This is a genomic window from Paenibacillus vini (genome assembly GCF_018403325.1).
GTDB lineage: Bacteria > Bacillota > Bacilli > Paenibacillales > Paenibacillaceae > Fontibacillus > Fontibacillus vini.
This window is the reverse complement of the sequence record NZ_BOSL01000019.1, coordinates 1-19,165: the sequence shown is the minus strand read 5'-3', so window position 1 is coordinate 19,165 and position 19,165 is coordinate 1. Positions and strand designations below refer to the sequence as shown.

At 52.2% G+C, this 19,165-nt stretch carries 17 protein-coding genes, 8 tRNA genes and 1 rRNA gene; all 26 read right to left on the bottom strand.

Annotated features, from left to right (window positions below; translation table 11 throughout):
• Positions 1-79: 79 nt before the first annotated feature.
• Positions 80-1,765, bottom strand: coding sequence for a tetratricopeptide repeat protein (locus KJS57_RS22260; protein WP_213656436.1), 1,686 nt, complete (start codon positions 1,763-1,765; stop codon positions 80-82).
• A 284-nt stretch (positions 1,766-2,049) separates the two neighbouring features.
• Entirely contained in the window at positions 2,050-2,880 is an 831-nt protein-coding gene (gene hisJ / locus KJS57_RS22255; protein WP_213656396.1) for a histidinol-phosphatase HisJ, read from the bottom strand.
• Between the two features lie 16 nt (positions 2,881-2,896).
• Entirely contained in the window at positions 2,897-3,643 is a 747-nt protein-coding gene (gene hisIE / locus KJS57_RS22250; protein ID WP_213656395.1) for a bifunctional phosphoribosyl-AMP cyclohydrolase/phosphoribosyl-ATP diphosphatase HisIE, read from the bottom strand.
• Positions 3,640-4,398 (bottom strand): imidazole glycerol phosphate synthase subunit HisF, encoded by a 759-nt coding sequence (gene hisF, locus KJS57_RS22245; protein WP_211025109.1) that lies wholly within the window; start codon positions 4,396-4,398, stop codon positions 3,640-3,642. The genes hisIE and hisF overlap by 4 nt, the downstream gene beginning before the upstream one ends.
• 21 nt (positions 4,399-4,419) lie before the next feature.
• Positions 4,420-5,163: a 1-(5-phosphoribosyl)-5-[(5-phosphoribosylamino)methylideneamino]imidazole-4-carboxamide isomerase gene (gene hisA / locus KJS57_RS22240; RefSeq protein ID WP_213656394.1), complete on the bottom strand. Its 744-nt coding sequence runs from the start codon at positions 5,161-5,163 to the stop codon at positions 4,420-4,422.
• Between the two features lie 287 nt (positions 5,164-5,450).
• A complete protein-coding gene (gene hisH / locus KJS57_RS22235; protein WP_213656392.1) occupies positions 5,451-6,152 on the bottom strand; it encodes an imidazole glycerol phosphate synthase subunit HisH in 702 nt (233 codons plus the stop codon).
• Positions 6,153-6,764, bottom strand: a complete 612-nt coding sequence (gene hisB / locus KJS57_RS22230) for an imidazoleglycerol-phosphate dehydratase HisB (RefSeq protein ID WP_213656391.1) — start codon at positions 6,762-6,764, stop codon at positions 6,153-6,155. It lies immediately after the preceding gene.
• Positions 6,751-8,061, bottom strand: a complete 1,311-nt coding sequence (hisD, locus tag KJS57_RS22225) for a histidinol dehydrogenase (RefSeq protein WP_213656390.1) — start codon at positions 8,059-8,061, stop codon at positions 6,751-6,753. The genes hisB and hisD overlap by 14 nt, the downstream gene beginning before the upstream one ends.
• Positions 8,062-8,173: 112 nt before the next feature.
• Positions 8,174-8,812, bottom strand: a complete 639-nt coding sequence (gene hisG / locus KJS57_RS22220; RefSeq protein WP_211025100.1) for an ATP phosphoribosyltransferase — start codon at positions 8,810-8,812, stop codon at positions 8,174-8,176.
• Between the two features lie 379 nt (positions 8,813-9,191).
• Complete coding sequence (locus tag KJS57_RS22215; RefSeq protein ID WP_213656389.1) at positions 9,192-10,394, bottom strand: ATP phosphoribosyltransferase regulatory subunit; 1,203 nt, start codon at positions 10,392-10,394, stop codon at positions 9,192-9,194.
• A gap of 264 nt (positions 10,395-10,658) precedes the next feature.
• Positions 10,659-11,885, bottom strand: a complete 1,227-nt coding sequence (locus tag KJS57_RS22210) for an acyltransferase (protein ID WP_213656388.1) — start codon at positions 11,883-11,885, stop codon at positions 10,659-10,661.
• 372 nt (positions 11,886-12,257) lie between these two features.
• Positions 12,258-12,797: an acyltransferase gene (locus KJS57_RS22205; RefSeq protein ID WP_213656387.1), complete on the bottom strand. Its 540-nt coding sequence runs from the start codon at positions 12,795-12,797 to the stop codon at positions 12,258-12,260.
• Positions 12,794-13,450: a pyrophosphatase PpaX gene (ppaX, locus tag KJS57_RS22200; RefSeq protein ID WP_213656386.1), complete on the bottom strand. Its 657-nt coding sequence runs from the start codon at positions 13,448-13,450 to the stop codon at positions 12,794-12,796. The genes KJS57_RS22205 and ppaX overlap by 4 nt, the downstream gene beginning before the upstream one ends.
• Before the next feature lie 15 nt (positions 13,451-13,465).
• Positions 13,466-14,509, bottom strand: a complete 1,044-nt coding sequence (gene lgt, locus KJS57_RS22195; RefSeq protein WP_211025090.1) for a prolipoprotein diacylglyceryl transferase — start codon at positions 14,507-14,509, stop codon at positions 13,466-13,468.
• Positions 14,510-14,520: 11 nt separating this feature from the next.
• Positions 14,521-15,462, bottom strand: a complete 942-nt coding sequence (gene hprK, locus KJS57_RS22190; RefSeq protein WP_211025088.1) for an HPr(Ser) kinase/phosphatase — start codon at positions 15,460-15,462, stop codon at positions 14,521-14,523.
• Between the two features lie 218 nt (positions 15,463-15,680).
• The gene (locus tag KJS57_RS22185; protein ID WP_211025086.1) at positions 15,681-16,799 is read right to left on the bottom strand and encodes an ABC transporter ATP-binding protein; all 1,119 of its coding nucleotides are present in this window, start codon (positions 16,797-16,799) and stop codon (positions 15,681-15,683) included.
• Positions 16,800-16,922: 123 nt separating this feature from the next.
• Positions 16,923-18,035 (bottom strand): PucR family transcriptional regulator, encoded by a 1,113-nt coding sequence (locus KJS57_RS22180; RefSeq protein WP_213656385.1) that lies wholly within the window; start codon positions 18,033-18,035, stop codon positions 16,923-16,925.
• Positions 18,036-18,185: 150 nt separating this feature from the next.
• Positions 18,186-18,258 (bottom strand) — tRNA-Lys (locus KJS57_RS22175).
• A gap of 7 nt (positions 18,259-18,265) precedes the next feature.
• Positions 18,266-18,350: transfer RNA gene (locus tag KJS57_RS22170), tRNA-Tyr, on the bottom strand.
• A gap of 43 nt (positions 18,351-18,393) precedes the next feature.
• Positions 18,394-18,466 (bottom strand) — tRNA-Phe (locus KJS57_RS22165).
• 81 nt (positions 18,467-18,547) lie between these two features.
• Positions 18,548-18,624: transfer RNA gene (locus KJS57_RS22160), tRNA-Asp, on the bottom strand.
• Between the two features lie 14 nt (positions 18,625-18,638).
• A tRNA-Thr gene (locus KJS57_RS22155) sits at positions 18,639-18,714 on the bottom strand.
• 18 nt (positions 18,715-18,732) lie between these two features.
• A tRNA-Val gene (locus tag KJS57_RS22150) sits at positions 18,733-18,808 on the bottom strand.
• 9 nt (positions 18,809-18,817) lie between these two features.
• A tRNA-Met gene (locus KJS57_RS22145) sits at positions 18,818-18,894 on the bottom strand.
• Between the two features lie 27 nt (positions 18,895-18,921).
• Positions 18,922-19,013: transfer RNA gene (locus KJS57_RS22140), tRNA-Ser, on the bottom strand.
• Positions 19,014-19,078: 65 nt separating this feature from the next.
• Positions 19,079-19,165 (bottom strand): 23S ribosomal RNA (locus KJS57_RS22135); the annotation flags it as partial.

The window sequence follows — 19,165 nt, the reverse complement described above, 5'->3', positions numbered from 1 at the left end:
GCTGAAAAGTCGACTTTTTGAATATCTACTTATACTAAGTTTTACCCAAGTTGGACTTGCTTTACCCGTTTTTGTACAGCTATTGGACGGAAGGAAAGATGGTTTCCATCTTCTCCTTCACTCCGCATACTTCATCGATCCGTCGGGTATACCGGCGGGCCGTGGATGCCGAAATCCCATAGCGCTCCGCCACAGCTTCGTAAGTGACAGGACGATGGTGGATTTTGGCCGTCAAATATTCCAGCGCGGCGGCCCATCCTTCGATATGCGTAATTTCGGGAGTCTCCGGATATAATAGGGTGAGAAATTCCGCCCATAAGGTTTCAAGATCATGCTGCTGCTGAAGGTCAAAGCTCCGCTTCATCTGCTTCAACGCCAAATCGACGACCGCCTGCCACTCGGTCTTCCAGACCGGTAAACCAGATGCGACCCGGCTGGGATCTACCAGCGTGGTTTTTTCGCCGAAGCAGACGGGCAACGGGTGATTAACGCCCAGGTTACGAAGGACGAACAAGGCGATATCTTTTAAATACTGATCTTCTTCAGGTTCCAGCAGAAAAGCCTTCAGCGCTTCCTCCACTTCCAGGTCGGCAATCAGGCCGAATGCCTGGATGACCTGCAGCTTCGTCTTTGCGTCCCCGTGGCGCAGCGCCCAGAAAAAGGACGAGCGTACCAACGGATTCCCGCTAATTTCGGAAGCCAGATTGTCTTGGGACGTTTCCCAATGCTTGAACTGCTCTTCAAATGGAAGATGATAATGATAGCTAACCGTCATAGAGCGGGAAATTTGAGCCCCGGTCGTCTCCCGTTCTTCCAGGCCCTGCAAATAAAAGTCCGCTACTCCGCTGCCAGGATCCAGCCTCTTAACCTTGCGCCACAATGTCTTGGCAGCGCTCATACGCTGCGTATGATAGGCCGCTACCGCGGCATAATGATACAACGAAGGGTCCTGGTCCATCTCTCCATTTCGAAGCAGCCGGCTAAAATGTCCGAAGGCCGCTTCATGCTCGCCCAGAATCCCCATCGTTGTCGCTAACTTAAACACATGCTCCTGGTGGAAAGGAATGATTTTGCGCAACCGGCCCGAAAGCTCCAGCAGTGCAGCGCTATTGCCCGCATGCTGATAAAATATAGCCAAATTGCACAGCCCATGCAGATTGCCCGGCTCTTTCTTCAGTACCTCTCCGATCGTATCCATGGCTTTGTCGAACAGGCCAAGATAGTAATAGCCAAGCGCCAAATTGTTGTGGGCCGCATGGAAATCCGGGCGCTTCTCCACGATTTCTTCCAGGATCGCCACGGCTTGCGTAAACTTGCCTTCTTCCAGCAATTCACGGGCCCGGTCGTGCTCGACTACGCCTTCCATTGATTTGATGCTCTTCAGCTTCGTCGGACGATCCAGCTCGTATTGGAGCAGGTCCATCATTTCCTCCGCCTCCGTCAGGAACTGGCCGTTAGCATCCTCTTCCAAATACGTTACAAGCGCCTCTTCGGCAGCCTCGAAATTATCCATGTTCGCATAGTTATTTGCCATATAGAAATAACATTCCGTCATATTCGGGTCGATCTCCTTCAGAACGACGGATAACGCGGCGTTAGACGCCTCGTAGTCCCCCATTTCCGACAAAATCCCCGCCATATTGCAATGGTTTACCGGATTGTTCGGTTCATACTCCACCGCTTTGCGAAAATATTTTAATGCCTTGTCGTAGTGGTAACGGTCCAATGAAGAGACAGCCCGCTCAAAGAAAAAGCCCGCATCCATAGAGATCGGCAGTACGTTTCCCCGTTTCTCTTCGGGTTCCCTTTTCTCTTTCAAACAAGGCACCTCCCTTTTCTTACTCTCAAGTCTTATTCTCCATCTCACAGTATACCATAGTGAAAGCTGTCCTCCCACGGGAAATACTTACGGAAAATTGCACATTCAAGAGGAATTTCCACCAGCAAAAGGAAAGGTAGAGGATTGTCGAATCAGATGGAAATTGAATGTAAGGCGACCAAAACAAAAAAGACGGTCCCAAGACCGTCTTAAGATTTACTCAGTAACCTTTATTTCGTTAAAAGAAGCGGAATCATCGTTCTCCGCCGTCCCTCGAACGTGGCCAATTCGCGCACACCGAGCTCGTACAACAACGCCCGCGCCTTGTCCAGATGCTCGCTCAACTTGAGCGGATCATGCGCGTCCGAACCAACCGTAAGCGGAATGCCCATCTGTACGGCAGTCTCCAGAATCCGGCGGCTCGGGAACATTTCCGCCACAGGCTTGGACAGCCCGGAAGCGTTCAGCTCCATCGCTACGCCGGCCGCTTTGACCGCGCTCAGCGCTTGCCGCTCCAATTCGATGGTTTCCTCTTCTCTCGCCGGGTCCGGCCGGTTTCCGAAGCGCTTAATCACATCGAGGTGGCCCATGATGTCGTACAACCCGGTCCGTGCCGCTTTGGCTACCGCATCATAGTACCGCTCATATACGGCAAACACATCCTGGCCCTCCCAGTTATGCACTTGCCGGAAGTCCGAAATATCCCATTCCCCGAGGAAATGAACCGATCCGATCACATAATCCCAAGGATACTCCCGGATAATGGAACTGATCTGCTCTTCCCAGCCTTCGATGTAATCTCCCTCTAAGCCTACCCGGACGTCGATCTGACCGCGGTACTTTTCCTTGAGGGCAAACGCCTCTTCCACATAACGCGGCAATTCTTCCATCGGCATGGCCATTTCCGGATAATAGGTTGCCGGATCGACATGCAGCAGCGGCATATGATCGGACAGCCCGATTTGGGTCAAACAGATCTCAATACCGCGCTGTACGTACTGTTCCAACGAACCAACGGCATGCCCGCAACGGGCGTGATGGGTATGATAATCGATCAGCATCCTGGATCACCCCGCCTTAGTCGCGGCGCGGCCGTTCATGACGCCGCTCCAGTTCGCGCATGATGTCATCGAGCGGCAAGTTGCGCTCGCGCAGCAGCACCAACAGATGATAGATCAAGTCGCTAACCTCGTATCGCAGCTCGTCGTTATCCCCATTCTTGGCGGCGATGATGGATTCGGCGGTCTCCTCGCCTACTTTTTTCAAAATTTTATCGATACCTTTATCGAACAAATACGTGGTATACGCGCCTTCCGGGCGTTCTGCGTAACGTTCGGCGATCAGACGCTCCAATTCGTCCAGGACCGCAAATCGGCTGCCAAGATCCGTGCTTTGCACAACCTGATTTTCGGGAACGAATTCAGTCCAACCGGTAGATGCTCCGGGTACTGCGTCGCCTGCCCCAACGGCCGCCGTACGGAAGAAACACGTATCCTCTCCGGTATGGCAGGCCGGTCCTTGACGGTCCACTTCCACAAGCAGCGTATCCCCATCGCAATCATAGCGGAGCGCACGAATTTGCTGGGTGTTGCCCGATGTCGCGCCCTTATTCCACAATTCGGAACGGGAACGGCTCCAGAACCAGGTTTGGCCGGTTTCCACCGATTTGCCTAAAGAGTCCCGGTTCATGTAGGCGAGCATTAGCACTTCTTTGCTGGACGCATCCTGAACGATGGCCGGAACCAGTCCGTGCGCATCCCATTTGATCTCCTGCACAAGCGCCTCCAGCGGCAGGGAAAGCTGCAGCGATTGGTTTTGTGTCATCGTATTTCCACCCCTCTGGACTTCAGGTCCTTCTTTAAATCCGGTACTGCTATTTCTTTATAATGAAAAATCGTCGCCGCCAGCGCAGCGTCCGCCTGTCCTTCCGTGAATACTTCATAAAAATCATCCGCCTTGCCAGCGCCTCCGGAAGCGATGACCGGAATCCCTATCGAGCGGCTTACCGCACTCGTAAGCGGCAGATCGAATCCGTCCTTGGTGCCATCGGCATCCATGCTCGTCAGCAAAATCTCGCCCGCACCCCGCGACTCGGCTTCTTTGACCCAATCCAGAGCTTTAATTCCGGATGCCTTGCGACCGCCATGCGTATAGACTTCCCATTCCCCCCACGCCGGATTGAACTTGGCATCCACCGCCACAACGATGCATTGGGAGCCAAAACGGCGCGCTCCGTCGGAGATCAGCTGAGGGTTCAGGACGGCCGCCGTGTTGATGCCGATTTTGTCGGCCCCGGCCCGCAAAATGCGTTTCATATCGTCGACTTGCGAGATCCCGCCTCCGACCGTGAAGGGAATCGCAATTTCTCCGGCAGTCTGCCGGACGACTTCGATCATCGTAGCCCGGCCTTCATTCGAAGCCGAAATATCGAGGAATACAATCTCGTCCGCCCCTTCACGATCATACAGCGCGGCCAATTCAACCGGGTCTCCGGCATCGCGGAGATTAACGAAATTGACGCCTTTCACAACCCTGCCGTCCTTCACGTCCAGGCATGGAATGATTCGTTTTGCCAGCATCGTCCTCTCAACTCCCCTTCTCTATTTCACTGCCGATGAAATGGCTTCGAGCGCCGCCGCTAGGTCAATATTGCCGGTGTAAAGCGCCTTGCCGACAATGGCCCCGCCGATACCTTGATCGGCGTAAGCGGCCAGTTTCAGAAGATCGTCCTGCACGGTTACTCCGCCGGATGCAATCACCTTGCGTCCCGAAGCCTGAGCGAGCGAACGAATGGCCTCCACGTTCGGCCCTTGCATCATCCCGTCCCGGGAGATATCGGTGAAAATAAACGTCTCCGCCCCTTTGGAGGCAAGCTCTTTGGCCAACACTTCCGCTTGGACCTCGGAGGTCTCCAGCCAGCCGCGCGTCGCCACGTATCCGTTACGCGCATCAATGCCGATGGCGACCTTGTCGCCGTAGGTGCCGAGCACAGCCTCGGTAAAAGCGCGGTCTTCAATCGCCGCGGTGCCGATGATGACCCGGCTGACGCCGAGGCCAAGCAGCCGTTCTACATCGGCCAGCGTCCGCAGGCCGCCGCCGACCTGAACCGGCACCTGCACGCTGCGGGCTATCTCGCCGATGAGCGCATCATTCACCGGATGCCCGGCTTTGGCTCCGTCCAAATCGACCAGATGGATGAAGCTTCCCCCTTGCGCTTCCCAAGAGCGGGCGACTTCCACCGGATTCTCATTGTATACCGTCTCACGGGCATAGTCCCCCTGGACAAGCCGTACACATTTCCCTCCCCGGATGTCGATCGCCGGGTATATCACGAATGAAGACATGTTTCTTCCTCCCGTTCTTTTATATATAAAGTTTGTCGCGGAGTTCCCTTCATTGGAAAAATTCCAACGAAATTGCGTTGTAACACTCAACGCTGGTGGCCTGGTTGGATATTCTCCAATCATTTTGGCCTTGTCGAGCCCGATTCGGGTACATTTCGGTCACCTCATTGGATAATCTCCAATGAATCAGCCCGCTCTGCCTACTTGGACCCTTTTCGTTGGATATTCTCCAACAAGGGGATCCACCCTCCGCCACTTGCCCTTTGCTCAAATAGTAGTCTAGTTACCTATTTCCGCTCAGCCAGCGACAGGAAGTTGCGAAGCAGCGCCATGCCGAGCTCGCCGCTCTTTTCCGGATGGAACTGCATGCCATATACGTTCCCGCGGCCCACGATGGCCGTAACCGGATGGCCGTAGTCCGTAACGGCCAGCAGATCTTCCCGGCGCTCCGGCAGCACGTGATAGGAATGGACGAAGTATACATGTCCTTCCTCAAGGCCCGTCAGGAGCGGGCTATCCGGCTGCAGGAACGCCAGCCGGTTCCAGCCCATATGCGGCACCTTCAGGCCGCCCATAGGGCCACCGGCACTCGCTGCGGCGCCATGATCGCCGCTAGTGCTGGTGCCCGCATCGGCACTGCCGCTTACCGCGCTGCCTCCTGCAAAGCGCACCGCCTTGCCCGGCAAAATGCCGAGCCCCTCGTTCCGCCCATGCTCTTCGCTCTCGCTGAAGAGCAACTGCATGCCGAGGCAAATGCCGAGCAGCGGCATTCCCGCCGCGGCCGCCTGGCGCACCACGGCGTCCAGCCCCGACGCGCGGAGATGCTCCATCGCGTCGCCGAAGGCGCCTACGCCGGGCAGCAGCACGCCGTCGGCGCCCAAGATCGCGTCAGCGTCACCGGTGACGAGCCCCTCGTAGCCGAGCCGCTCGACAGCCTTGCTGACGCTGTGCAAATTTCCCATGCCGTAGTCGACAATTGCAATCGTCACCTACAGCACTCCCTTCGTCGACGGCACGCCCGTCACGCGAGGATCCAGGCTCGTCGCCTCATCGATAGCACGGCCGAGCGCCTTAAACACGGCCTCAATCATATGGTGCGTATTCTGGCCGTAATGCACGATCACGTGCAGCGTGATCCGTGCCTCCAGTGCCAGCTTCCAAAGGAATTCGTGTACGAGTTGAACGTCGAAGCTGCCGACCCGGTCGGACGGATACTCCGCACGATATTCAAAGTGCGGCCGGTTGCTGACGTCGATAACGACCTGCGCAAGCGCCTCATCCATCGGGATGAATACGCTGGCGTAACGCTTGATGCCCCGCTTGTCGCCGAGCGCCTCACGGAGACATTGCCCCAAACAGATGCCGATATCCTCAACCGTGTGATGATCATCGATATCGATATCCCCGTGCGCCTGCACCGAGAGATCAAAATGCCCGTGCTTCGTAAATAAATCCAGCATATGGTTCAAAAACGGAACATCCGTCTCCAGCTCCGATTGACCGGTGCCATCGACCGCAAATTGCAGCTTGATGTCCGTTTCATTCGTTTTGCGGCTGATTTCCGCGCGGCGTTCCCGCGCCTCAGAATTATTGGTTGTCATTGTTCGTCCCCGCCTTTCCTTCTTTAAGCAGCCGGATCTCAATCGCCCGGGCATGACCTTCCAGGCCTTCCCGACGCGCCAGCTCCATGATCGTCGCGCCGTTTTGCAGCAGCGCTTCCTTGCTATAGTAAATCAGACTCGATTTTTTAATAAAATCGTCCACATCGACCGGCGACGAGAACCGCGCCGTGCCGTTGGTCGGAATAATATGGTTCGGTCCGGCAAAATAATCGCCCACCGGCTCCGAGCTGTATGGACCAAGGAATATAGCCCCGGCGTTTTCGATCAAGCCGAGATATGCCATCGGCTCCTCCACGATGAGCTCAAAATGCTCCGGCGCCAGCTTATTGATAACGTCGATTCCCTCAACCACGGAATCGACGAGAATGACTGCGCCATAATCCCGAACCGACGCTCCGGCGATGTCCCGGCGCGGCAGCTCCGCCAGTTGGCGCTCCACCTCCGCCTGACATGCCTTGGCAAAAGCCTCGGACGGCGTCACGAGGATCGCTGAGGCCATCTCGTCATGCTCGGCCTGCGACAGCAGGTCCGCCGCCACGTAAGCGGGATCGGCGCTGTCGTCCGCCAGCACAGCGATCTCGCTCGGCCCGGCGATGCTGTCGATGTCGACCACGCCGTACACTTCGCGCTTCGCCAGCGCGACGTAAATGTTGCCCGGTCCGCAGATCTTATCGACCGGCGCAATCGTGTCCGTGCCATAGGCCAGCGCCGCTATGGCCTGAGCCCCCCCGACCCGGTAAATTTCGTGCACACCGGCTTCTGCCGCCGCGACGAGGATATACGGGTCGATACCCGCTTTCCCGCCGGTGGCCGGCGGCGTGACCATCACGATCTCCGGCACGCCGGCAACTTGTGCCGGAATGACGTTCATCAGCACCGAGGAAGGGTACGATGCTTTGCCGCCCGGCACATACACGCCCACCCGCTTGAGCGGGCGGATGATTTGACCGAGCAGAGTGCCGTCCGGCTGCAAATCCATCCAGGAGTTACGCTTCTGTCTCGTATGAAAAGATCGTATATTCGCCGCGGCCGCCGAAATAGCCTCGACAAACGATGGCTCCACCTGGCTGTACGCCGCCTGCAGCTCCTCCTGCGTCACCCGCAGTCCGGCCGTTTCCAGCTTCACTCCGTCGAACTTCTCCGTATACCGCAGCAGAGCGGCATCTCCTTCATTTTTCACATCCATGACGATGGTCCGGACCGCTTCATTTTGCTCCGCCGATCCGTATTCGACCTCCCGCCGCAGATCAAATTCCTGTGCCTTTACGATTTTCATCCCGCAGCCCTCCCCGGCTTCCGTCATTCCTTATCTTCAAACTTCCTTACATCTTCTTTACTTGTATCTTGTTTAAGTTTCCTGTTTGCGCCTGAGCGGCAAACTCCCCTACTTACACTTCGCTTTTCGCTGCAATGGCCTTTTCGAGTGCATCGCATACCGCTTGAATCTCCGCATTTTTCATCCGATAGCTGACACGGTTGGCCACCAGCCGGCTTGTAATTTCAAATATACTTTCGAGCTCCACCAATCCATTCTCACGAAGCGTCTGACCCGTTTCGACCATATCGACGATCCGGTCCGCCAGACCGATCAGCGGCGCCAGCTCGATGGAGCCGTTCAGCTTAATGACCTCCACCTGCTGCCCATGCTCGCGAAAATACTGCGATGCGACATTCGGATACTTCGTCGCCACACGCTGGTGAATCCCCGGCTTCCAATCCGGCAGCGCAATGACAGACATCCGGCAACGGGCGATCCCGAGGTCCAGCAGTTCGTACACGTCCCGATTCTCTTCCATCAGCACGTCTTTGCCGACGATCCCGATGTCAGCCACGCCGTATTCCACATATGTAGGCACGTCGACCGGCTTAGCCAGAATGAACTCCATACCGATCTCCGGCAGCGGAATGACCAGTTTTCGGGATTCATCCACATCCGTCGGAATTTGAATCCCCGCCTCGCGGAACAAGGCCGACGCTTTTTTATAAATACGCCCTTTAGGCATAGCAACCTTTATAATTTCGCCCAAGACAGATCAGCCTCCTTTCGACCACAGTATTACAATTAATGTCCATTCGCCTCATTTGCCTCACTAGCATCAGCTATTCCAACCAACACTCCATTGTAGGCGGGCTACTACTCTCAACTATTGGTCCCCATCACAATTAACTGGAAAATCTGCAGCTAAATTCTCTCTAAGCAGCCAATTTTAACGATTAGATGGAAAATCTACAGTTAATACCCCAAATAACCGATCAAACTCTCGAGAATCCATGAAATAACTGCATTTTTTCCAGTTATTTATCCTTAACTGCTGGTGTCCAGCAAATTAACTGTAGTTTTTCCAGTTAATTTGCTGCGGAGAAGACAGCTTCATCGCAAAGATGATCTACATCTTTCCGTCCTCCCTAAAAGCTCGTATAAGTCCGGATCTCGCCGTATGCCGGGCCCAGCGGCCCCGTCCGGACTTCCCTGGCAATCGTGTCGCTCAGTACATTCTCCGGCCCTTCTACATGGCGCATCACTACGCTGCGTCCTTCGCCGCGCAGCTGCGCGGCTTCGTCAAACGCCAGCTTGCGGTTCGCGGCATCATACTGCATCAGCACCGGCAGGTCCCGCTCCGGCTTGATACCATCCACTCCGTCAAGAATCCGGTTGGTCTTAAGCGAGAAGCCCGTTGCCGGTGCCGGACGCCCAAACTGCTGCAGCAGGTTGTCGTAGCGTCCGCCGCTGCATACCGGGAAACCCAGCTCGGCGGCATATCCTTCGAACGTCATGCCCGTATAGTACGAGAAGTCGCCGATCATCGTCAGATCGATCATCACGTGCTGTGCCACGCCGTAATCCTCCAACGTGTCCCAGACCTCGCTCAGATGCTGAACCGCATGCTGCGCCAGTGGATTCCCGCTGAGCTCGAGCGCCTGGCGGCAAATCTCTTTCCCGCCGCGCAGCCGAAGGATGCCTTCCAGCTCTTCGCGCTGTTCCTCCGACAAGGACAGACCCGCGAGAGTCTCGCGGTAGCCGACATAGTCCCGGTGAAGCAGCCCTTCCTTCAACGTTTCCCGGATCTCCTCCTGCCCGGGTACCGCATCCTCCAGCAGCCCGTTCAGGAAGCCGACATGACCCAGTGCGATCTTGAATGACGTAACTCCGGCCGCTTTCAAGGAAGCTACCGCAAGGGCCACCACTTCCGCATCCGCCTCCGGGGAGTCGTCACCAACAAGCTCTACGCCGGTTTGAAAAAACTCGGCCTCTTTGCCCGCTTCCTCTTCAATCGCGCGAAACACGTTAGCGTGATAAGACAACCGCAGCGGAAGAGGCTCCTCCTTCAGCATCGATGCAACGACCCGAGCGATCGGGGCCGTCATATCCGAACGGAGAACCATCGTAGTTCCCCGATTGTTGAGCAGTTTAAACAACTTACGGTCCGACGTCGAGCTGGCCATGCCTACCGTATCGTAATATTCCATCGTCGGCGTCAGGATTTGACGATAGCCCCAGCCGGACATGCAATCCAGCACGCTGCGCTCGATCGCCCGCAGCTTCTCGGCCGCATACGGCAGATAATCGCGAACGCCGGCTGGTTTTTCAAAGCCCTTCGGTTTCGACAAAACGCTCACCTCACCACATAGAGTTACTTTTTCATCTCGAAGTTTTCTTTATCATATTAAAGTGCTACCATACTACCAAATTAAAGAATATGGCATATCTTATCATACTTGCTCCAGAACCGTCAACGCCTGCTTAGGCTTGTCCCGGCGATGCCGGAACGAACTGTACTCCTAGTATATTAGGAAAATTATAGAATGTCATGGCCGGTCCGATTCTTTTTCTCGCACACAAAAACCGGCTTGTTCTCAAGCCGGCTTCGCTCCTTACATATTTACATTTACAGTAGGGGTGGAACTGTGGTCTTCTTGCCCCGGCAACATCTTCTTTTTCTTCTTCTTTAATGAATCCGGCACATTTCCAAGGAACCAGGAAGCGAAGGGAAGCCGTTTGAAACAGAACTGCACAAACACCCATGACAGAACCAAGGCGCAAACCGAACCGCCGATGATAAAGAAAAAATAAGCCAGCGAAAAATCCTCTCCCGCCAAACGATTGCGGAATTTCCGGTAGATCAGCAGGACAAACGGATGGAACAGATAGATGGCGAAGGATAGCTGGCCCAAGCGGGTCATCGCCTTCACCCAGAAAGCCGAGCCCTTACGGTAAAGCAGAAAGGCCCCTTTTAACAGTACGACCGCAGAGAGCAGCAAATGGATGTTCCATACAAGCTCAAACGTAGTCGTATCCGGCAAATATAGTTTTTTTCGGAATCCATAGTACAGCTGCACGTCGACAAACGCCATGATCAACCAGCTTCCCCATAGCGACAAGGTGAATACCTTTTGAAGCCTGGTAGCTTGTTTCCACCCTGTGGTCAGCCAACCTTTGATTCTATCGAAGTAAATCGCCAGCACGGCGCCCAGCATGTAAAAAGACATATACGAGGGAGCATAACTCCCTTTATTGGGAAGCTCCAACTGATATTTATTCCAAAAGAAAAAGGCCCATTGAATCGCCAGTCCTGCGGGAAGAATCCATGCGACAGCTACCCTGCTCTTGCCTAGAAACTGAATTAACCAAAGCAGCAGCGGAAACAGAATGTAAAATTGAATGTTAATAAAAATAAAATATAAATGCGTATATGCGCTGCCCGTCAATAGCTTGATCCCCAGCAGTTGAAGCAGTTCCGTGACCGAATGATCGAGGAAATCCCTTTGGATCCAGACTGCCACAAGAAAATAACAGAAGGATACGAGCAAATAAGGCAGGATAATGTAGGTTAGTCTTTTTTTATAGAACCGACCGATCAGGCTCTTACTTACAGGCTTATCATAATAGTTGTAGAACAAAACGAAACTGCTCAGAAAGATGAACGAACTTGTCCCGATTCTAAAAAAGATGTTCATCCAATTGTAAAAGTAAAAAGCGGACGAATCCAGGGCCTGCCACCCGGCCGCAAACGAAGAGGCATGCACTTGAATCACGCAAAATATGGCGAATGCCCGAAACAGATCCAGCTGGGGCAATCTTTCCTTGACCTTCGACTTCACGTCATCAACTCCCAGTATTCATAGGCTCTCTGATGCTAACTACCTCTGCGATGTAACAAGACGTAAGTTAATACCATTTAGTTACCCTATATCCTGCTGAAATGAAGCTGTGAAAATATTGAAATGTCCTTAAACCGCAATCCCAATTCTAATCCCATCATACCTAATTCAGGAAAATTAGGGAACTACATTATCGATTCCAGTCATCGCAGTAACCAATATCCACGATTCATAGGTTACTCCCATAAACTGAATTTGCGCTGAATCGATGCTGAAAGTAAGTTGCTACATTTTTTACCTGACGTTCAAAAAGGCCTATGCGCAATGCGCATAGGCCTCTCTTATTTCTAATAGTCTAAACATCTTTGCCCGTTACTCCCCGTCAAACGTCTTCTCCGTCTCAACGGATCCGCTATTGGCTCCCTCGGGGCTTTTTCGTTCCAGCACCCGCAGCGGGTTTCCCCCGACGAAGGTTCCTGCGGCTACATCCTTATGCACAACCGAGCCGGCGGCCACTACAGCCCCATCACCTATAGTGACTCCAGGCAGAATGGTCGAATTGGCGCCAATCAATACCTCATCGCCAATCCGCACTTCGCCGAGCCGATACTCTTTAATCAAATACTCATGCGCCAGAATAGTCGTGTTATATCCGATGACCGAGTTCCGGCCGATCGTGATGAGCTCAGGATAGAATACATCGACCATGACCATCAGGCCAAAGGCCGTATGCTCTCCTACTCTCATGCCGAGGATTCTTCGATAAATCCAATTTTTCACGGACAATACCGGACAATACCTGCTGATCTGGATAAAAATGAAGTTTTTGACGCCCTTCCACGGACTTACCGTCCGATAGAGCTGCCATAACGCGTTTGGGCCCTCGACCGGATAGCGTTTGACCTTTCTCACTTTTCCACTGACTCCCATCCAAGCATACCGTATAAATCGGTCATGTCCTGCAGGATATAATCCGGATCATATTGACTTAACACTTCTGCGCCTTTCAGCGACCAGGCAACTCCAGCTGCCTTCACCCCAGCCGCCTTCGCGGACTGAATGTCAGCCGCACTGTCCCCTACCATGAGCGTTCGGGACGGATCCGCCCCCAGCTGTTTCACCGCAGTTAATACGGGCTCGGGATGCGGCTTCGGATGCTCCACATCCTGTACCGTCACGATCGTGTCCATATATTGCTTGAGTCCGAACAGTTCCAGTGCCCGAAGGGTCGTTGGTCTGATTTTTGTCGTTACGACGCCCATCTTGATACCACGTTGATGCAGCGTGCTGATGACTTCATTCACGCGGGGAAACTCTCGCACCATCGCGTCATGATGCAGCCCATTGTAGGAACGGTAGTCCGCAACCAGATCGGCGACTTCCTGTCTCCCCGAAAAAGTTTGCATCTGCTGCTCCAGCGTCATTCCCATATGCGGAATGATTTGTTCCCTTGTATACGGCTGTTGGGGAAAATGACTGCCCAGTACATGCATGAACGTAGAGATGATCAGTTCATTAGTATCGATAATAGTTCCATCAAGGTCAAATAATACGGTGTTAATCATGCAGCGGTTGCTCCTTTATTTCTCCGTTGATTCCTTTGTCTCCTCGGTGATAACTTCGTCCCCTTTTACAGCGGATGCCTCATTAGAATGCGCAGTCTGGGACTCCTGTACAGGGGCGGAAGTCAGGCTCTCCACCTCTTTTACCCGCGTTGAAACAATCGGGTCGCAGTACCGCGGCAGATCCCTTACGGTTCTGCGGCGGATGATGATCATGGCTACAGCTACAACTACGAAAAGAATAGCCAACAATTGCGATATTCGGACATTCCCGTAAGACGGAGCCAGATAGCCCTGTTCGAAGCCCATCCAAGTCATAGGCGTCCACAATCCGTTCACGAAGGAAGCAAGCCAGTCTGCGCCTTGGAAAGCCAGGCTGTCCGTTCTAAGCGCTTCGATAAAGAAGCGGCCGATCGAATACCAGATGAAATAGGAGAAGAATAATTCCCCTGCCCGCAAAAACTTCTGTCTCCGCAAAATGATCAGGATAACCAGCCCTACGAGGTTCCATAGAGATTCATACAAGAAGGTTGGGTGATGGAAGGTACCCTGTACATTCATTTGATTCACAATAAAAGAAGGTAAATGCAAATAGTCGCTCAAGAAGCCCTCGGTTGTCGGACCGCCATACGCCTCCTGATTGACAAAGTTGCCCCATCGGCCGATCAATTGGCCAATAAGGAGCGATGGCGCGCATATATCGGCGATTCGCCAGAAGTTGTAACCCCGTCGACGCGTAAAGATGACCGCACAAATAATCGCACCGATGAGGGCACCATATATAGCGATACCGCCATTCCATATTTTAAAAATATCGAGCAGGTTGTTCTTATAATCATCCCACATAAAGGCTACAAAGTAGATCCGTGCCGCGATGATGGCCGAAGGAACTCCCAATAGCAGCAAGTCCATGAAGAACTCCTGTGGAATTTTGAATCGTTTCCCTTCCCATATGGCAAACACCAGCCCCATCAAAGCTCCGAAGCCTAAGATTAATCCATACCAATGTACTTCAAGACTACCGATCGAAAAAGCGATCGGGTTCAATAACAAGGTACCCATCATTCACGCTCCTAATCCAAATCGTCGATATCTTCAGCAATCGTCTCTGTCAGCTTCGTCGTAAATTGCAGGGCGGCATTGTATCCCATCCGTTTCAGACGGAAGTTCATGGCGGCCACTTCAATAATTACCGCCAGGTTTCGTCCCGGGCGAACTGGAATCGTAACCAAAGGCACATCGGTGTCGATAATCCGCGTGGTCTCTTCGTCCAGACCCAAGCGGTCGTACTGCTTCTCCTGCTGCCATGCTTCCAGTCTGACTACCAGCGTAATCCGCTTGTTGTTCCGGATCGCACCGGCTCCGAACAAGGTCATTACGTTGATGATACCTACTCCCCGGATCTCGAGCAAATGGCGGATCAACTCAGGTGCCGAGCCGTGCAGCTGATTATCCGACGTCTGACGGATTTCCACTGCATCATCGGCAATCAGGCGATGGCCGCGTTTAACCAATTCGAGCGCCGTTTCGCTTTTCCCGATACCGCTGGTACCGGTAATCAGCATGCCGACACCGTAAACATCCACGAGTACCCCATGGATCGTCGCTGTTGGAGCCAGTTTCCGTTCCAGGAAGCTGGTGATCCGGCTGGAAAGGATCGTCGTGGCCATACTGCTGCGCAATACGGGGATGTTCTTCTCTGAGCTAATATCGATTAATTCTTGCGGAACTTCCCAAGATCTCGTGACGATGATACAAGGCAATTCCTCGCTGCTGCATAGGCGTTCCATCCGGTCTTTCCGTTCGTCCAAAGGAAGCGTCTCATAGAAGGCCAACTCGGTTTTGCCGAGAATTTGCACGCGCTCAGGCGGGTGATACTCGAAATAACCAGCCATCTCAAGACCCGGACGATACAAGTCATCCACGGTAATAACCCGTTTAAGCCCCTGTTCCCCGGAAACAACCTCCAGCCCGAATTGGTGAACCAATTCGGATACTTTTACTTTTTTAGCCATGGTGTTCTTCCTTTCCGAAATGGCCTTCCGTTAAGTTTACTGGGTAATCCTACCCACTTGCGGACCCGGCCTGCGATAATATGTAAAAATCCGCTTCATCCTTCATTCCTGTCAATGTATTCATCGTAAAGGAAATTACGCTGTAAATCAATCACAGCCCCAAAAAGTAAAATTAAAAAACCGCCCAGAAGGGCGGTTCTTATGTCGATTCTTATCGATTAGGAGAAGAATACGTTCAATTCGGTTTCTTTGTCGAAGATATGAATTTTGTTCATATCGATGGCCAATTTCACGTTGTCGCCTTCGCGAGTATTGGAACGTCCGTCTACGCGAGCGATCAGGGAAGAACTGCTTGCCAAGTAGAGCAACATTTCATGACCCAGGTTCTCGGTTACGTCTACGTTTGCAGTAAAGATCGTGTTAGGGGATCCTTCCAAGAAGATTGGCTCTTCATGGATATCTTCTGGACGCACGCCCATGATAACTTCTTTACCGTTTACATATCCTTTTTCCTTCAGAACTACAGCTTTACCTTGTGGTACTTCTACTTTTGCGAAGTCGGATTGGAAGTAAACCGCACCGTTTTGTTCAACCAGCGTACCGTTGATGAAGTTCATCGTTGGGGATCCGATAAATCCGGCAACGAAGATGTTTTGCGGTTGGTTGTACAGCTCTTCAGGAGAAGCAGCTTGTTGAATGATACCGTCTTGCATAACTACGATCCGGTCACCCATCGTCATAGCTTCTGTTTGGTCATGTGTTACGTAAATGCAAGTAGTTTCAAGACGTTTAACCAGCTTAGTGATTTCCGCGCGCATTTGACCGCGCAGTTTAGCATCCAAGTTCGAAAGTGGTTCGTCCATGAGGAAGACTTGTGGATCGCGGACAATAGCGCGGCCCAAGGCTACCCGTTGACGCTGACCACCGGAAAGAGCTTTTGGTTTACGATCAAGCAAATGCTCGATATCGAGAATTTTAGCTGCTTCGCGAACGCGTTGATCGATTTCTTCTTTCTTCACTTTACGCAGTTTCAAACCGAACGCCATGTTTTGATAAACGTTCATATGCGGATACAAAGCGTAGGATTGGAATACCATCGCGATATCGCGGTCTTTAGGAGCTACGTCGTTCACGACGCGGTCGCCGATGTACAATTTACCTTCGGAGATTTCTTCCAGACCTGCAATCATACGCAGGGTAGTCGACTTACCGCAACCGGAAGGTCCTACCAATACGAGGAATTCTTTATCAGCAATATCAAGATTTACGTCAATTACAGTTGCTTTGTCTGCGCCTGCATATTTCTTATAAATGTGTTCTAAGCGTACGCCTGCCATGGGTTTGGCCTCCTAATAAGTTAATTTTAGAGTATTAATCTAAAAATGAAATCGGATACAATTCATATTTATATATTACCTATTCGGGCGGAAAACCGCTATGCACAAACTGCACAAAAAACATTAGGCTCTTTTTGTCACTTTGTACAATAGTAATTCCAGGTTGATTAATACCGCGTCACGAAAGGTCCGGACATCCAGTCCTGTTTCCTGTTTGATCTTGTCGATCCGGTACATCAACGTATTCCGATGAATATAAAGCCGCTTTGCCGTCTCGCTTACATTGCAGTCCATTTGAAAGAAGGTTTCCAGTGTTGTCCTCATTTCTTCATCCGCAAAGATACCTTGATGTCCGCTCGTCTCATTAATGAAACGTTCGCGATCTTCCGCCGGAATACTGGATACTAACCGTTCCAATTGTAGCTCCCAAGGTAAATGAATATGCTCGGTCACGTCGAACAGATGTCCGATCCTTAACGTTTCCCGCAATGCCAAAGCCGCCCGGGCAATATGATGATCGCCTGAAATCAGTTCGTGGACGGCTAAATGACAGCCTCCCCCAACCCATTCATTTGAAATCAGTTCATAAAGTCCTTGGCACAAGGCACCGAGCAAATCCCTTTCGTTGTCAGCTCCTTCTTCGCTCTCTTCCCGCAGATCTGTCAGTAAGGCTTCGCTTACTAGAATCATCCAATCCTCTTTTATAGGTATCAGCAGCAAGTCACCGCCGAAATAACTCCTCAGCAATTTGTACAGCTTGGAAAATGCTACGCCTTGACCGGCACGATTCTCCCAACTTACGAGAAGAGGCAGCATAGGCGTCTGCAACCGGGATTTTAAGGCCATATTCTCAGGTACCGCGGCATGCAGATCCTCGCGATCCAGACATTCCTCAATCCAAACACCTAGCTCGATGCTCCGGGACTCCTCATCTTTTTTGGCTGGCGAGGCTTTCCCAGCGTCGCGCGTCCCTGCTATCAATAGCCCGATAAGCTTCGCCTCGGTTTCCGTCAAGCTTGCCGCATCCGCTTCAAGGATTTGTACCGACGATGTACTTTTTCTTTTCCATAACCAAATATACCGGTTCTCCAATCGTAACAGGCCATTATGCGTGCCGTTGGCAACTTCACTAGCCTTCGCCGCTAATGACTCCCATTCCGCCATTCCCATCTCCATCACGGTTAAAGGAATGCCCGAGATTTCCTCCACCTGTTGTTTCAGCGAATTCATTTCCATACCCGTTGCCCTTCCACTCCATGAATTATGATTATTAATGCTATTTTAGCATAACCTGTCCGGGTTACGATAATGCCGCCGATCCGTCAGTCGGTCTTTTATGTTAGTAAAATAAAAAAGCCGCCAACCGAAGTTGACGACTTTTTGACATGAGCCATGAAGGACTCGAACCTTCGACACCCTGATTAAAAGTCAGGTGCTCTACCAACTGAGCTAATGGCTCAAAAAAATGGTGGAGGCTGATGGATTCGAACCACCGAACTCGTAGAGAGCAGATTTACAGTCTGCCGTGTTTAGCCACTTCACTAAGCCTCCAGGGTTATGCTGCATTAAGACCGTAGTCTTAAGTAACATAAAGTGGCTCGGGACGGAATCGAACCGCCGACACGAGGATTTTCAGTCCTCTGCTCTACCGACTGAGCTACCGAGCCATATGAAATTGGTCAAAAAAATAAAGCGGTTAAGTTGGTAACTTTCCCACTTCATTGTGGAAATATACATTCTGTAAAAAATGGCGGAGCCGACGGGATTCGAACCCGCGGTCTCCTGCGTGACAGGCAGGCATGTTAGGCCTCTACACCACGGCTCCGCATTTGGTAAAGATGGTGCCGTCGAGAGGACTTGAACCCCCAACCTACTGATTACAAGTCAGTTGCTCTACCAATTGAGCTACAACGGCACGTTGTGAAATATGAAATGGTGGAGGCTGAGGGGATCGAACCCCCGACCCTCTGCTTGTAAGGCAGATGCTCTCCCAGCTGAGCTAAGCCTCCTGGGTAATATGGTAGCGGCGGAGGGGATCGAACCCCCGACCTCACGGGTATGAACCGTACGCTCTAGCCAGCTGAGCTACACCGCCATATTAATAATATTAAGCTTGTACAAATGGCGGAGAGAGAGGGATTCGAACCCTCGCACCGCTTACGCAGTCTAACCCCTTAGCAGAGGGTCCCCTTATAGCCACTTGGGTATCTCTCCAAGCCATAAATTCAAGGTGTTAATCCTTGAAAACTGGATACGAAACTTGAGTTTGCATTAGAAATTTGGATAAGCCCTCGACCGATTAGTACCTGTCAGCTCCATACATTGCTGCACTTCCACCTCAGGCCTATCAACCTCGTGGTCTTCAA